Source organism: Gillisella vitis (genome assembly GCF_001541345.2).
GTDB lineage: Bacteria > Pseudomonadota > Alphaproteobacteria > Rhizobiales > Rhizobiaceae > Allorhizobium > Allorhizobium vitis.
The window spans coordinates 637,777-651,801 of sequence record NZ_LMVL02000003.1; the positions used below are offsets into that span (position 1 = coordinate 637,777).

A 14,025-nucleotide genomic window follows, 5' to 3' on the forward strand; every position below is an offset into this window, starting at 1 on the left:
GGCGGTATTTTCGCCCCTTGCTATGCCCGGTCAATGGTTGGGCGTATATGGCAGCGATGAATGCTGGATATTGATTTTCAGATGGCCATCTGCGGTTTTGATAAAGCCTATGGTGTAATCGGCTTTGGTCACTGAGCCGTCCTTGGCGGTAAAGTAGTAGTTGCCCATGGAGATTGCTGTTTTGCAGTCGTAAATGATGGCGTGGTTTTCAAACCGCACATTCGTATAGGGCGTCAGCGCAAATCCGTGGTCTTCTGCCAATCTTCCGGTGACGAAATAGGATAGCGCGTCTTCAGGCGTATCTCGAAACTCAACCACTGATGCCTTGGTCGGCTTGAACAGGACGGTTCCTTCCTGATAGCCGTAAGCGTCAGCTATGAATTTTGTTGCCACGGCTCTTGCGTCTTGCGCTGCCCCGATTTCGACCAATCCTTTCCCCCATCTCTCCTCTGCCTGAATCACATCGGCTTCGCTGATTGCGGCTGGGCAGTTTTCCGCCCGGCTTGCACTTGATGACATCAAAACCGATGTCATTACAAAAGTTAAAAATATAAATTTCTCTATCATATAATAATCCAATATTTGTACTGTGGAATTACATCGATAAAGATCTGGTATTTTGCTCTCGGATAATAGATGGGGAAAGTTCCGAGCTTTGAAGCTTAAAAAATGCTTTTAGGTGGTCAGGTTTATGAGATGGTTGCTTGCCGATTTTTTGCGGGAAAAGGCATGGTTGCCTCACTGAGTTGATATTCAGAAGTCAATCAATTGAAAAGAAAGGGAATTTTCTGTAAGCCTTCCATCAACGACATTGTAACCGTCAATCCCACGCAGGACCATCGCCTTGCTCAATGCCATCGCCCATTCCGAACTGATTGCCGTCTTGACGGCTGTGACCGGCGACGAGCCTCGGGTCATGACGGTGCGGGGTGGCGATGCCCTGCCGTCTGGTCCCTTCGAGCTTGGCCATCGCAGCCTGCAAGGCGGCCTTCGGGAATGGATCGAGGATCAGACCGGGCATCCGGTCGGCTATCTGGAACAGCTCTACACCTTTGCTGACCGGGATCGTGATACAGATGTCGGCGGTGGACGGACGATTTCGATCAGCTATCTGGGTCTGGTGCGCGAACAGGCCGCGCCCGGCGCCGGACGGCCCGGCTGGCATGGGTGGTACGAATATTTCCCCTGGGAAGACCGCCGCAACGGACCACCGGAGAGCTTGGCCCGCATTGTCGATGCCCTTCAGGCGTGGGTGGTGGCCGATACCAGCCGGCGCGAACATCGCCAGCGCAGGCTCGATTTTTCCTTCGGGCTGAACGGCATGGATTGGAACGAGGATCTGGTCTTGCAGCGTTATGAGCTGATGTATGAGGCCGGTTTGGTGCAGGAAGCCGGTGCTGCTGAAGCCTCGGGCCGGGTGATGGTTGGCGATCATCGCCGCATCCTGGCGACCGGCATTGCGCGTCTGCGCGCCAAGATCAAATATCGCCCTGTCGTGTTCGAGTTGATGCCGGAAAGCTTTACGCTCTCCCAACTGCAACGCTGTGTCGAGGCGCTGGCTGGCCTTACGCTTCACAAACCAAATTTCCGCCGTCAGATTGACCAGCAAGAACTGATCGAGGAGACTGGCGAGATGGCAAGCGAGACGGGCGGACGCCCGGCAAAACTTTTCCGCTATCGCCACGCTGTGTTGGAAGCCCGCGCCTTGTCCGGCTCGAAGCTGCCGCTGTCTAGGTCATAAATCACTGATATTAAGAGATTTAATGAGGTGCAATCTTCTTTGTGGAGGTGCATCAGGGGTCGTTTTGTCGTTTTCATAAAAATAATTGTCGTGCGATTGACATAAACTCTAATCGAGAATAACTCTTGGCTTGAGGATATACTCAAAATGAGTAGAAAAGGGAAAGCCGATGAATACCGCCCCTTCACTGTCAACGCTCTATGACCGGGTTTCCAGGGTTATCCCGAGGGCCGAGTGGATGTCTTTCGAGGATGATATCGCTGCGATCCTGGAGCTGAAGAAGCGCCGCAATGCCGTGATCCTTGCTCACAACTATCAGACACCGGAGATTTTCCATGGCGTTGCCGATATTGTCGGCGACAGTCTGGCGCTGGCCCGCAAGGCCATGGAAGTCGATGCGGATGTGATCGTGCTGGCGGGCGTGCATTTCATGGCCGAGACCGCCAAGCTGCTTAACCCCACAAAAACCGTGTTGATTCCCGATATGGCGGCGGGCTGTTCGCTGGCCGACTCGATCACGCCTGAGGATATTGCCCTGTTGCGTGCCGCCCATTCCGGCGTGCCTGTGATCACCTATGTCAATACGTCTGCGGCAGTGAAGGCGGCCTCCGACATTTGCTGCACGTCCGGCAATGCAAAGGCCGTGGTCGAAAGCCTCGGCGAGCCGAAAGTGCTGATGATCCCGGACGAATATCTGGCCCGCAACGTGGCGCGCGAAACCAATGTCGAAATCATCGCCTGGCACGGCCATTGCGAGGTCCACGAACTGTTCACCGCAGGCGATATTGCCGAGCTGCGCGAGGCCAATCCCGGCGTCGTCGTGCTCGCCCATCCCGAATGTCCGCCGGATGTGGTTGCGGCGGCGGATTTTGCCGGATCGACGGCGGTGATGTCGGATTATGTCGCCAGCCATAAACCGGCCCGTGTGGTACTGCTGACGGAATGCTCGATGAGCGACAATGTCGCTGTCCATCATCCCGATGTGGATTTCGTACGGCCCTGCAATCTATGCCCGCATATGAAGCGGATCACGCTTGCCAATATTCGCCAGGCACTGGAGGAAAACCGTCAGGAAGTGACGGTCGATCCAGCCATTGCCGATGCCGCGCGCCGGGCGGTGGAAAGGATGCTGGCGGTATGAGCACGCTGGAGACTATAGAGGATCGGATCATCGTGATCGGCAGTGGTTTAGCCGGTCTGGTAACGGCGCTCAGCCTTGCACCGCATCCTGTCACCATTGTCACACGCGCTGCTCTGGGTGCGGAAACCTCCAGCGCCTGGGCGCAAGGCGGTATTGCTGCTAGCATGGGAACTGATGACAGTGAGGCCCTGCATACGGCAGATACGCTTGCGGCAGGCGATGGACTTTGTGACCCTGATATAGTCGAGATGATCACATCGGCTGCCCCTGCAGCGATTGCCATGCTCGAACGGTTCGGCGTCCGTTTCGACAGGAATGCCGAGGGCGAGTTGGCGCTGGGCTTGGAAGCCGCCCATGGCCGCCGTCGCATCGTCCATGCCGGAGGTGACGGGTCCGGCGCGGAAATCATGCGCAGTCTGACGGCAGCGGTGCTGGCCGCGCCATCGATTTCGGTGATGAGCGGACTTCAGGTGCGCCGCCTGCTGGTTAATGATGACAGGATAACCGGATTGCTCTGTGCCTCTGCGTCAGGACCGGTGCAGATTGCCGCTTCGCGGGTGGTGCTGGCCACCGGCGGCCTTGGCGGTCTTTACGATGGCACTACCAATCCCTCCGGCAATTACGGGCAGGGCATCATGCTCGCCGCCCGCGCCGGTGCGGTTTTATCAGATATGGAATTCGTGCAATTTCACCCGACGGCGCTGGATGTTCCCCTTTATCCGCAGCCGCTGGTCAGCGAAGCGGTGCGCGGTGAAGGCGCGGTGCTGATCAATGAGCGTGGCGAGCGGTTCATGGCCTCCACCCCCGGAGCCGAACTTGCGCCGCGTGACGTGGTGGCGCGGGCGATCAGCGCGGAACGGGCCAGGGGAGGCACGGTTGCCCTTGATGCCCGAACGGCACTTGGTCGCGATTTTTCCCGCCGGTTTCCGGTCATCGATGCGCTCTGCCGGACGGCTGGAATCGATCCATCAACGCAGCCGATCCCGGTGCGCCCCGCCGCGCATTACCACATGGGCGGTGTGGAGACCGATTGTTTCGGCAGAACCTCGGTTGCCGGTCTCTGGGCGGCAGGCGAGGTGGCCTGCACCGGTCTGCATGGTGCCAACCGTCTGGCCAGCAACTCGCTGCTGGAAGCGGCAGTGATGGGAATGCGGGTCGCAGAGGATGTCGCGGGCGTGGCACCCCGTCAGACGACTCCGTGCCGGCCGCAAGTCGTGCCGCCTGCCGACGATATTGCGCCGGTTCGGGCGATTGTCTCGGCCCAGCTTGGCGTCTTGCGCGATGAGCGCGGCTTGCAGACGGCAATCGCGGATCTTCTGCCACTCGTTGAAGCAGGCGGTCCGGCCAGCGACCCGGCTGTGGTGGCGCTGCTGATTGCCGTGTTTGCCCATGCGCGACGCCATTGCGCAGGCGCTCATGCGAGAACCGATTTCCCCCAATCCTGCCCAGACCCTCTGCGCCAGCGGATGACGCTGGATGACGCTCTGTCCCTTGCCCACGCCGCCGTTTCCCCTGCCTTGCAGCCCTTTGCCCGGAGCGCCTGACATGTTTTCTCATTCCTTGCCGCGCGTCATCGTCGAGCCGTTGGTGCGCAACGCTCTGACAGAGGATCTCGGCCTTGCAGGCGACATTACCTCTATGGCGGTCCTCCCGGTGGATCACCGTTCGACGGTGCAGATCGCCAGCCGCCGGGATGGGGTGATTGCCGGATTGGATGCCAGTGCCATCGCCTTCGAACTGGTCGATCCCGGCCTGGTCATGACCTGCCATGTCAGCGATGGGGCAGCGGTCAAGGCGGGCGATGTTCTGGCAACAATTTCAGGCTCCTCCCGTAGCCTTTTGACCGGCGAACGAGTCGCCCTGAACTTCCTCGGCCATCTCTCAGGCATTGCCACGGTGACGCGCCAAATCGTCGATGCCGTTTCCGGTACCAAGGCCGCTGTGGCTTGTACCCGCAAAACCACGCCGGGCCTGCGGGCGCTGGAGAAATATGCAGTGCGGATGGGGGGTGGCATGAACCACCGCTTCGCGCTCTACGATGCCGTGCTGATCAAGGACAATCATATCGCTATTGCTGGCAGCGTCACCCAGGCCATTCTGCGGGCGCGGACGGGCGTCGGGCATATGGTCAAAATCGAGGTGGAAGTCGATACGCTGGAGCAATTACACGAAGCGATGGGGATCGGCGTCGATGCGGTGCTTCTCGACAATATGACGCCGGAGCAATTGGGCCAGGCTGTGGAAATCGTTGCAGGCCGGTCGATCACCGAGGCATCCGGCGGCATTACACCGCAAACGGCAAGGGCCGTGGCGCAAAGCGGCGTCGATCTGCTATCGGTCGGCTGGATCACCCATAGCGCGCCGGTGCTGGATATCGGCCTGGATTTTGTCGAGGCGGAGTGAGGACACTCAGTTGGTGTCGTATCCGGCCTGTTGTTGAACATTCTGCTGGCTGTCTTTCAGCAGCAGTTCGACATCGGCGTTTACCCCGGCTTTCACCTGAAATTCCTTCTGGTAGATCCGATCCTTGTTGCGGGCGATCGCGGTGTAATTGCCTTCCGATAGAACCAGAACCGGATAGGCGCTGACGCTTTCGGCCACGGCATCGCCGGAAGAGGTCAGGATCGACCAGGCGGTATCGGCAATCGCTTCGCCACCGGGTTCCGAGACCAGCTTGAAATTCATCTGGGCGGCACGGTGCTGGAGCGTCGCCTCGGTGATCTTGCCGGCTTCGACCTTGATATCGGCGCGCACCAGCGCATTGACTTCGCCATATTGCGAGACGACGTGATAGGTGCCGGAATTGAGGCTGACGAGGGTATTGGGCTCGATATTGTCCATGATCAGGCCGCGATCATTGTCTTCAGGGCCATCGCCTGCGTAGATTTTGAATTTCAGTTTGGAGGGCTTGATGCGGGTATCGGGGCCGGAAACGGCATTCAAGACCATGCCGCCGGCATCCAGCACCATGACCTGCTTTTGCACTTCGCCGTCGGTAGGCACATCGAGCTTGCGGGTAACGCCCGCCCGCCCAAACGACACGTTGACGAAATAATCTCCGGGCGCCAATTGCAGTTCCGCCGAGCCGCCCTGGCTGCTGGCGACCATCGGCAATTTGCCGTCGCTGCCAGCAATCGGGCTATAGACTCGCCATTCCAGGCCTTGCTGCAAGGGCTGTCCCTCATTGTCGAGCTTTGCCTCAAACCGGATGAGCTTGGAATGGGACTGGGGGGCAGGGGCAATCGGCGTGGAAAACGCATTCAGCTTCGGCATTTTCGCCGTGCTATCCAATTGCTTGAATGATTTGAAAGCATCCTCGGCCATGCCGGGTCCGGCGCTTGCCGCCAGCAGCGAGGCCGCGAGGATCAGGGGAAGACGGCAGGAAAAAGATATCATATGAATGCCCGACCGATTCAACCGCGATGATTGGCGTGTTGATCGGCTGGTACTACAATCCGACCGCCAAGGCAAATTCAAGGCTTGCAATTTCCTGAATTTTCTACTCCAGTTTTCCCGTATTCGGGCTCCGAATTCCGACGCTTTCGCATGGCGGGCTTTCACAACGACTGATCTGACTTTCTTCAAGGCTCCGCCGATCTTCAAGGAAAAGACGTTAACATGTACGAACATATCACCCTTCTCGATTATTTGGCCACCCGTCGTTCCGTTCCGGCTTTTCAGATGTGCGAGCCCGGTCCCTCCAGATTAGAACTTGAATCTATCCTAAAGCTTTCGGTACGCGTGCCCGATCACGGCAAGATCGCACCCTGGCGCTTCATCGTCTATCGCGGCGACAAGCGGGTTGAAATCGGCGAGGCGCTGCTGGCCATGGCATTGGAGAAAAAGCCGGAGCTGGATGAGGAGATGGTCAAGGTGGAGCGCGCCCGCTTTACCCGCGCCCCTGTGGTGATCGGCCTGATCAGCACGGCGGGACCGCATCCCAAGGTGCCGGAATGGGAGCAGGTCATGTCGGCGGGTGCCGTCTGCCTTAATCTGCTGATGGCGGCCAACGCCCATGGCTATGTGGCCAATTGGCTATCCGAATGGTTTGCCTTCGATGAAAAGGCGTTTCCCTTGCTGGGTATCAAGCCGGGCGAGAAGGTGGCGGGCTTTATTCACATGGGGTCCACGACATTTCCGATTGTCGAGCGCCCGCGTCCGAGCATAGATGACGTGGTGAGCTGGATGGGAGACACGGATTGATGTTTTACGAAACCAAGACCAACGCCCATGGCATGGCGCACGATCCGTTCAAGGCCGTGGTCTCGCCACGTCCTATCGGCTGGATTGGATCGAAGGGCCGGGATGGATCGTTCAATCTGGCGCCCTATTCCTTTTTCAACGCCATTTCCGACAAGCCGAAAATGGTGATGTTTTCCTCCTCCGGCCGCAAGGACAGCCTTCGCAATGTGGAGGAAACCGGCTGCTTCACGGCCAATTTCGTCAGCAGCGACTTAGGTGAGGCCATGAACCGGTCTTCGGCACCGGCAGCTTATGGCACGAGCGAATTCGATCTTGCCGGGCTGACCCCGGTCATGGCCCGGCTGGTGGACGCGCCTTATGTGGACGAAGCCTATGCGGTGCTGGAATGCAAGGTCACCGAGGTGATTTCGCCAAAGACGCTGTTGGGCGAACCCAGTGAGAATTTCGTGGTGTTCGGCGAAGTGGTCGGCATTCATCTGGCCGACAGTGCCATGCGCGATGGCCGGTTCGATGTGACGCTGGTGCAACCGCTATCGCGGCTGGGCTATCTGGACTATGCGGCCGTAACCGAAGTGTTTCAGATGGTGCGGCCCTCAAAGGCCTGATTTTGGTGGTAAGGCGGCGCGGATCATTTCGACTGCCTTGCCGCTATTGCCGATCAGCGCGCCGAATCCTCGCTTAACCAGATCGGCTTCGGCGTCAGCATTTTCCGAGCTGAACGGTTGGATAATCGCAGGCAGATTGGCGCTGGCGGCGGCCAGTTGCACAAGGCTGCGGCAGGTTTCCAGAACCGGCTGGGCATGGTGCGGTGTCTCGGCCTGGATGGCGGTGACAACCGCCCCTTCATCCAGGCCAAGGCCGATCAACCGAGCCGAACTGGCGGCGATGGCGGATGCCTGGAAAAAGCCGGACGGGTTGCCGCCGAGAAGGGCAATGAAGGGTGTGCTGCCATCGGCAAGCCCGGCTCTTGCTTCTTCGACCCGCAAGAGTGCATCCAGTCGCTGGCTATCGGCGGCTGTTGATGCGTCCGTCAACACCAGCCCATCCGGCTTCAGCGCCATCAGCCGGGCGAGAAGAGCGGCGAAGTCATCATGGTCCAGTCCGGCAGAGAGATGAAACAGCACGGGCAGGGCGGACGACGGGTTTTTTTGTCGCCAGCTGGCATATACTGCGGCTGGATCAGTGCCGCCAAAAATCAGTGCATCAGGGACATCGGATGAGTCCCCTTGTTCTGTCTCGATCAGCAATAGCACCTGGCAATGTTTGTCCCTGAAGAAAAGCAAACACAGATCCTTCCGATCCTCATGGTTAATCGACATGGTGAACCAATCTTAAACTTTTCTCGCATACCATAATGGCAATGGGTCGGGTTTTGTTTTGATTGGGGTTGTCAGTGCTTGTAAAGGCTTTCTTTCGCTGGTCTGAAACCGCAAAGGCGTGCGATCGGGCGAAGGCCGCCAATGCGCTGGGCCGGGCCTATCTCCATTCACCGATGAGCGAAGACGATCGGCGCTCCACCTCTGTCGCCATGACCTATCTTCTGGACGATCCCTCACCCAAAGTGCGGCTGGCACTGGCCGAGGCTCTGGCCTGTTCGGCTGAGGCGCCGCGCGCCATCCTGGTGCCCCTCTGTGAAGACCAACCGGAGATCGCCTCGCGGGTGATTCTCTGCTCGCCCGTGTTGCAAGACCGTGACCTGGTCGATCTGGCCGGTCGAGGCAGCGGCATGACACGGGCCTTTATTGCCGCGCGTCCGCAGCTTTCCTGCGCCGTGGCCGCCGCTCTTAGCGAGATTGGCGACGTGCCGGAATGCCTGGTGCTGCTCGATAATCCCACCGCCGCCGTTTCGCCTTTCAGTCTGCTGCGGCTAGCCGAACGCCATGGCGCTCATGATGGGGTGAGGGGCGTGTTGCTGGAGCGGCTGGACTTGCCGGGCCGGGCGAGGCATCTGCTGGTTTCACAGGCCAGTCAGGCGCTTGCAGCCTCCGGCCTGCTGCGGTTTTCCCTTGGGGAAAGCAAGCTCACTCGGCTGAACCGCGAAATCGGCGTCAGCGCAGCCGCAGTGATTGCCGGTGAAGTCAGCTTTGATGAAATTCCCGATCTGGTCGAGCAGATGCGCATCAATGGCCAATTGACGCCCGCCTTGCTGATCGAACTGTTGTGCCGGGGCAAGGTGGATTTCTTTGCCAGCGCTATCGAATCGCTGAGTGGCTTACAGGAGCGCCGGGTGCGCTCGATTCTGGCGACGGGCCGCATGCATGCTGTGCGAGCGCTGCTTCTGTCCGCCGGTCTTGACCACACAATTGCACCGCTGTTCGTTGAGGCTGTGCTGCTTTGGCGTCATGCCGTGCAAACGGCGACCCATGGTGAGATCGGCAGCATTTGCCAGCCGCTTCTTGCCAAGGGCAACAAACTGGCGTCTAGCGATGCAGCGCGGCAATTGCTGGATCTGGTGGAAACCATGCTTCACCAGGACGAGCGTCGACAGGCCCGCCAATATGCCGCTCATCTTGTGGTCGATGCTGCCTGATCTCTTCTGGGATGTGGTCGTTCCGCGTTATTTGGTCAGTTTTTTTGCGGCCCAGGCATAGGTATCGGTGACCACATGTACCGGGGTGGTAAACACCATCTTGATATCTTCCTTGCCGGGCAGAACCTGTTTTACATTGTTGATGGCACGATCCGCCAGAGACCGCTTTTCAGCTTCCGGTACCGGATCGGCTGGCGTTGCTGGGACCGCTGTCACGGTCGTCTGGGGAGGTGTCACCGTCTGCTGCTGACAAAAGGCAACGACGCTGGGGAAATTCACATTGGAATATTGCCCCAGCACATTTTCCGTATCGCGATTGCACAATTCCACCGAAACCCAGCGCTGCTCGGCGGTGGCGATATACTGGCATTGGCTGACGCTGTCATTGCATCCCAGAATGGTCATGATCACGAGTGAGGCTTGCATCGGCTCGTCCTTCCAGTCAGTAAAGTTATCAGTAACGCAACAAGATTGGCGCAACCAAGACCAATCGGCCCTCGGACAAAAAAATTATAATACATAATCTTTTTGTCCGGTTGGGTGGTCTTTCAGGATCGACAGATGTCCATGAACATTTCCTCCTTGGCAATCACCATTGAACCGCCCCGCCAGCCCGACGTGATCCGGTTGCTGGATCTCTCCGATGCTTATATGGCTGCACTCTATCCAGCGGAAAGCAACCATCTTCTCGACGTGTCATCCCTGGAAAAGCCTGATGTCCATTTTTTCGTGGCGCGCCATGAAGGGCAGGTGGTGGGCTGCGCCGCCATTGTCGAGGCTGGCGATGGCACGGCGGAGATCAAGCGGATGTTTGTCGACCCGCAATCAAGAGGCCTTTCCCTCGGCAAGAAGCTGATGGCAGCTTTGGAGGACCAGGCAAAAAAGCTTGGCCTTGAAGCGCTGCGCCTTGAGACGGGTATCAGCCAGCCGGAAGCCATTGGTCTTTACCGAAAAGCCGGCTTCCAGGAAATCCCGCCATTCGGCTCCTACCGTCCCGATCCGCTCAGCCTGTTCATGGAAAAACGCCTGGAAAATCCATCAGCTTGAATAGGCCAAGCCCAAAATCTGTTTGGGTCCGGCCTTCTTCGTTGAAGGGTTCAAATATCCAGATTTTCCGCAAAGGCGGCCCGTTCCTGAATAAACCGGAAGCGGGCTTCCGGTTTTGTGCCCATCAACGCGTCCACGGCATCACGGGTGCCTTCGAAATCGACATCGTCGATCTCGACTTTCAGCAGCATCCGCTTGGCTGGGTCCATGGTGGTTTCCTTCAACTGGGCCGGCATCATTTCACCGAGACCTTTGAAGCGGCCGATTTCGACTTTCTTGCCTTTGAAGGTGGTTTCCATCAGTTCGGCACGGTGGGCGTCATCGCGGGCATAGACCGTCTTTGCACCCTGGCGGATCACGTAGAGCGGCGGCACGGCGAGATAGAGATGATTGCCCCGGATCAGTTCCGGCATTTCCTGATAGAAAAAGGTTATCAGCAGCGAAGCGATATGGGCACCGTCCACATCGGCATCGGTCATGATAACGATGCGCTCATAGCGCAGGTCTTCATCACGATATTTGGTGCGGGTGCCACAGCCGAGCGCCTGGATCAGGTCGGCGATCTGCTGGTTGGCCATCAGCTTTTCACGGCTGGCGCTGCCAACATTGAGGATTTTGCCTCGCAGGGGCAGAATGGCCTGGTTGGACCGGTTACGGGCCTGCTTGGCCGAGCCACCAGCCGAATCGCCCTCGACGATGAACAGTTCCGCGCCCTCGGCGGTGTTCTGGGCGCAATCCGCCAGCTTGCCGGGCAGGCGCAGCTTGCGCACCGCTGTCTTGCGGTTGACTTCCTTTTCCTTGCGCCGCCGCAGCCGTTCCTCGGCCCGCTCGATTACCCAGTCTAGCAGCTTGGCAGCTTCATTTGGATTGTCGGCCAGATAATGGTCGAACGGATCGCGCAGGGCGTTTTCAACCAGTCGCTGGGCTTCCACCGTCGCCAGCTTGTCCTTGGTCTGACCGACGAATTCCGGCTCGCGGATAAAGACCGACAGCATGCCGACCGCCGAGATCATCACGTCATCGGTGCTGATCTGCTGGGCGCGCTTGTTCTGAGTCAGTTCGGCATAATTCTTCAAGCCTTTGGTCAGCGCAATGCGCAAACCGGCCTCATGCGTGCCGCCTTCGGGCGTCGGGATTGTGTTGCAATAGGAATGAACCTGCGGATCGCCGCCATACCAGGTAATCGCCCATTCCATTGCGCCATGGCCGCCGGTCTTTTCGGTCTTGCCGGCAAAAATTTCGCGGGTGACGGTAAATTCCTTGCCCAGGGTCGCGGCCAGATAATCCTTCAACCCGCCGGGGAAGTGAAACACTGCCTTATCCGGGATATCGCCGCCGGTGGTCAAAATCGCCGGATCGCAGGACCAGCGGATTTCCACGCCGCCGAACAGATAGGCCTTGGAGCGGGCCATGCGGAAAATCCGGCCCGGATCGAATTTTGCGTGATCACCGAAGATCTGCGGATCGGGGTGAAAGCGCACCCGCGTACCACGCCGATTATGGACATCGCCCAATTCTTCTAGCCCGCCCAATGGCACACCGCGCGAAAACCGCTGGCGATAGAGCTTGCGATTGCGTGCCACTTCCACTTCCAGCAGATCAGACAACGCATTGACGACGGATACGCCGACCCCGTGCAAGCCGCCGGAGGTCTCATAGGCCTTGCCGTCGAATTTGCCGCCCGCATGCAGCTTGGTCATGATCACTTCAAGGGTGGATTTGCCCGGCACCTGCGGATGCAGTTCGACAGGAATACCGCGACCATTGTCGGAAACCGTCAGGAATCCTTCGGCATCCAGATGGACATCGATGAAATTGGCATGGCCAGCCACCGCCTCGTCCATCGAATTGTCGATGACTTCAGCAAAAAGATGGTGCAGAGCCTTTTCGTCCGTGCCGCCGATATACATGCCGGGACGCATCCGTACCGGCTCCAGCCCTTCCAGAACGCGGATGGAGGACGCACCATAATCGTCGGGATTGCCGGTGGAGGCGGGCGTGGCTGAGCCGAAAGCCACTGCCTTGGCCGGGGTCTCCGGTTGGGCGGGGGCAGTGGCGGCAACCGTCACATCGGCAGCACCTTTCTGCGTCTTCGCCGGCTTGGGGGGCGTTGACGGCAGGGCGGCGAAAAGGTCGTTGTTATCGTCCATGATCTTGTCTGTCATTTGCTTGTGGTCTTCAGCGGAGCGCCGTGAAGAATTTTGTCTTGCTATTGGGCCTACGCTCGTCCGTCCCTGGCGCTTTCGGCGCAGTTTCCGGTTTGTTCCTGATTAGCCCATATCCTCGGCAACAATCAACCGATTGTGTCCATGCGCGCCCATTCCTTTTATTGCCTGTTGCGGCAAGGACGCGGGAGAATTATGTCGCACTTGGTCAAACCATGTCCATTCAGCCTGTTTTCAAGGAAAACTTTTGCGTTTCTCGTGACGGCGTGGCAAGGCTGCGCCGTTAAGGAGACCTGATCCCGATGCGGATGTCCACAGTTCATTTGTTCGCCCCCGTGGTTCTGGCCGCTCTCTGCTCGGTCGCCAGCTCTTTGCCTGCAACGAGTGCGCCTGCCGTTAGCCTCAAACCGTTCAAGGACGAGCTGTTTTCCGGTCAGACCGTGCTGGAAAGCCGCGACAAGGGCGATTTCCAGACTATCGACTATCAGGAAATGCGCGACATCAATGGCCGCGACGAAATTCCTGAGCGCCGGGTCAAATCCGCCTACGTCTCGCTTGGTGTGCGTCACCAGCAGAAGGATGAGACGCTGGATCTCGGTGATGCCGGCAAGCTGGATGTGACGAGGACCGGACCCTCGGATGGTGCGGCCTTCACGGTGATCTTCATTCACGGCCGGGGCGGGGACCGCCGCCTTGGAGCCGATGACTACAAATTCGGCGGCAATTTCAACCGGCTGAAAAACCTCGCCAGCGACAATGGTGGAACCTATTACGCACCTTCCGTCCGATCCTTCGACCAATCGGGGGTAACGCAGGTCGCGGCTCTGATCGATTATGCCTCGGCCCATTCAGGCGGCCGTCCAGTGGTGCTATCCTGCGCGTCCATGGGCAGTTTCATCTGTTGGGGCCTGACCCGTGACGAGCGAATCGTTGCGAAACTGTCCGGCATGGCCATTCTGGGCGGTGCCAGCGATCCGGATTTTACCGCCAGTGCAGCCTTCAAACGCAAGCTGCCGATGTGGTTTACCCATGGCAGCCGCGACAGCGTCTATGCTGCCGGTGACCAGATCGCGCTTTACGAACGTCTGCACCGCACTGGCTATCCAACCCGTTTCACGTTGTTTCTGACCGGTTCTCATGGGACGCCGGTGCGCATGACCGACTGGCGCGCCGTGCTTAACTGGCTGATTCGCTAGAA

At 58.5% G+C, this 14,025-nt stretch carries 14 protein-coding genes; 9 read left to right on the forward strand and 5 right to left on the reverse strand.

Annotated elements, in window-relative coordinates:
• Nucleotides 1-30: 30 nt before the first annotated feature.
• The gene (locus tag ASB66_RS13150) at nt 31-567 is read right to left on the reverse strand and encodes a hypothetical protein (protein ID WP_060715985.1); all 537 of its coding nucleotides are present in this window, start codon (nt 565-567) and stop codon (nt 31-33) included.
• Between the two features lie 277 nt (nt 568-844).
• On the opposite strand from ASB66_RS13150, the gene ASB66_RS13155 reads away from it, so the two are divergent.
• The 4 genes from ASB66_RS13155 to nadC all read left to right on the forward strand — a co-directional run bounded on the left by ASB66_RS13155 (nt 845) and on the right by nadC (nt 5,285).
• A complete protein-coding gene (locus tag ASB66_RS13155) occupies nt 845-1,741 on the forward strand; it encodes an NUDIX hydrolase (RefSeq protein ID WP_114386594.1) in 897 nt (298 codons plus the stop codon).
• A gap of 169 nt (nt 1,742-1,910) precedes the next feature.
• The gene (gene nadA / locus ASB66_RS13160; protein ID WP_060715524.1) at nt 1,911-2,882 is read left to right on the forward strand and encodes a quinolinate synthase NadA; all 972 of its coding nucleotides are present in this window, start codon (nt 1,911-1,913) and stop codon (nt 2,880-2,882) included.
• On the forward strand, nt 2,879-4,426 hold the full coding sequence (locus ASB66_RS13165) for an L-aspartate oxidase (RefSeq protein ID WP_060715523.1): 1,548 nt from the start codon (nt 2,879-2,881) through the stop codon (nt 4,424-4,426). The genes nadA and ASB66_RS13165 overlap by 4 nt, the downstream gene beginning before the upstream one ends.
• A 1-nt stretch (nt 4,427) precedes the next feature.
• Entirely contained in the window at nt 4,428-5,285 is an 858-nt protein-coding gene (gene nadC / locus ASB66_RS13170; RefSeq protein WP_060715522.1) for a carboxylating nicotinate-nucleotide diphosphorylase, read from the forward strand.
• Between the two features lie 6 nt (nt 5,286-5,291).
• On the opposite strand, the gene ASB66_RS13175 is transcribed toward nadC, so the two are convergent.
• A complete protein-coding gene (locus ASB66_RS13175; protein ID WP_015916009.1) occupies nt 5,292-6,278 on the reverse strand; it encodes a hypothetical protein in 987 nt (328 codons plus the stop codon).
• A gap of 222 nt (nt 6,279-6,500) precedes the next feature.
• Between ASB66_RS13175 and ASB66_RS13180 the strand changes: the two genes are divergently transcribed.
• Together ASB66_RS13180 and ASB66_RS13185 are read left to right on the forward strand one after the other, a co-directional pair.
• Entirely contained in the window at nt 6,501-7,085 is a 585-nt protein-coding gene (locus ASB66_RS13180; RefSeq protein WP_060715521.1) for a nitroreductase family protein, read from the forward strand.
• Nucleotides 7,085-7,690, forward strand: coding sequence for a flavin reductase family protein (locus ASB66_RS13185; protein WP_060715520.1), 606 nt, complete (start codon nt 7,085-7,087; stop codon nt 7,688-7,690). Before ASB66_RS13180 ends, ASB66_RS13185 begins: the two co-directional genes overlap by 1 nt.
• Here the strand turns inward: ASB66_RS13185 and ASB66_RS13190 are convergent.
• Nucleotides 7,679-8,368, reverse strand: coding sequence for a hypothetical protein (locus tag ASB66_RS13190; RefSeq protein WP_147274038.1), 690 nt, complete (start codon nt 8,366-8,368; stop codon nt 7,679-7,681). The genes ASB66_RS13185 and ASB66_RS13190 overlap by 12 nt on opposite strands.
• Before the next feature lie 110 nt (nt 8,369-8,478).
• Between ASB66_RS13190 and ASB66_RS13195 the strand changes: the two genes are divergently transcribed.
• Entirely contained in the window at nt 8,479-9,615 is a 1,137-nt protein-coding gene (locus ASB66_RS13195) for a DUF2336 domain-containing protein (RefSeq protein ID WP_060715518.1), read from the forward strand.
• Between the two features lie 27 nt (nt 9,616-9,642).
• Here the strand turns inward: ASB66_RS13195 and ASB66_RS13200 are convergent, their stop codons facing one another.
• Nucleotides 9,643-10,041, reverse strand: a complete 399-nt coding sequence (locus ASB66_RS13200) for a hypothetical protein (RefSeq protein WP_060715517.1) — start codon at nt 10,039-10,041, stop codon at nt 9,643-9,645.
• Between the two features lie 135 nt (nt 10,042-10,176).
• Between ASB66_RS13200 and ASB66_RS13205 the strand changes: the two genes are divergently transcribed.
• On the forward strand, nt 10,177-10,662 hold the full coding sequence (locus ASB66_RS13205) for a GNAT family N-acetyltransferase (protein ID WP_114386595.1): 486 nt from the start codon (nt 10,177-10,179) through the stop codon (nt 10,660-10,662).
• Nucleotides 10,663-10,712: 50 nt separating this feature from the next.
• Here the strand turns inward: ASB66_RS13205 and parE are convergent, their stop codons facing one another.
• Nucleotides 10,713-12,815, reverse strand: a complete 2,103-nt coding sequence (parE, locus tag ASB66_RS13210; protein ID WP_114386675.1) for a DNA topoisomerase IV subunit B — start codon at nt 12,813-12,815, stop codon at nt 10,713-10,715.
• Between the two features lie 314 nt (nt 12,816-13,129).
• Between parE and ASB66_RS13215 the strand changes: the two genes are divergently transcribed.
• Nucleotides 13,130-14,023, forward strand: coding sequence for a dienelactone hydrolase family protein (locus tag ASB66_RS13215; RefSeq protein WP_114386597.1), 894 nt, complete (start codon nt 13,130-13,132; stop codon nt 14,021-14,023).
• Nucleotides 14,024-14,025 lie beyond the last annotated feature (2 nt).

Excerpts from the sequence above, each read along its gene's own strand:
- ASB66_RS13180 (WP_060715521.1), top strand. The coding sequence starts at position 6,501 with ATGTACGAACATATCACCCTTCTCGATTATTTGGCCACCCGTCGTTCC.
- nadA (WP_060715524.1), top strand. The coding sequence starts at position 1,911 with ATGAATACCGCCCCTTCACTGTCAACGCTCTATGACCGGGTTTCCAGG.
- nadC (WP_060715522.1), top strand. The coding sequence starts at position 4,428 with ATGTTTTCTCATTCCTTGCCGCGCGTCATCGTCGAGCCGTTGGTGCGC.
- ASB66_RS13150 (WP_060715985.1), bottom strand. The coding sequence starts at position 567 with ATGATAGAGAAATTTATATTTTTAACTTTTGTAATGACATCGGTTTTG.
- ASB66_RS13185 (WP_060715520.1), top strand. The coding sequence starts at position 7,085 with ATGTTTTACGAAACCAAGACCAACGCCCATGGCATGGCGCACGATCCG.
- ASB66_RS13200 (WP_060715517.1), bottom strand. The coding sequence starts at position 10,041 with ATGCAAGCCTCACTCGTGATCATGACCATTCTGGGATGCAATGACAGC.
- ASB66_RS13175 (WP_015916009.1), bottom strand. The coding sequence starts at position 6,278 with ATGATATCTTTTTCCTGCCGTCTTCCCCTGATCCTCGCGGCCTCGCTG.
- ASB66_RS13215 (WP_114386597.1), top strand. The coding sequence starts at position 13,130 with ATGCGGATGTCCACAGTTCATTTGTTCGCCCCCGTGGTTCTGGCCGCT.
- ASB66_RS13205 (WP_114386595.1), top strand. The coding sequence starts at position 10,177 with ATGTCCATGAACATTTCCTCCTTGGCAATCACCATTGAACCGCCCCGC.
- ASB66_RS13165 (WP_060715523.1), top strand. The coding sequence starts at position 2,879 with ATGAGCACGCTGGAGACTATAGAGGATCGGATCATCGTGATCGGCAGT.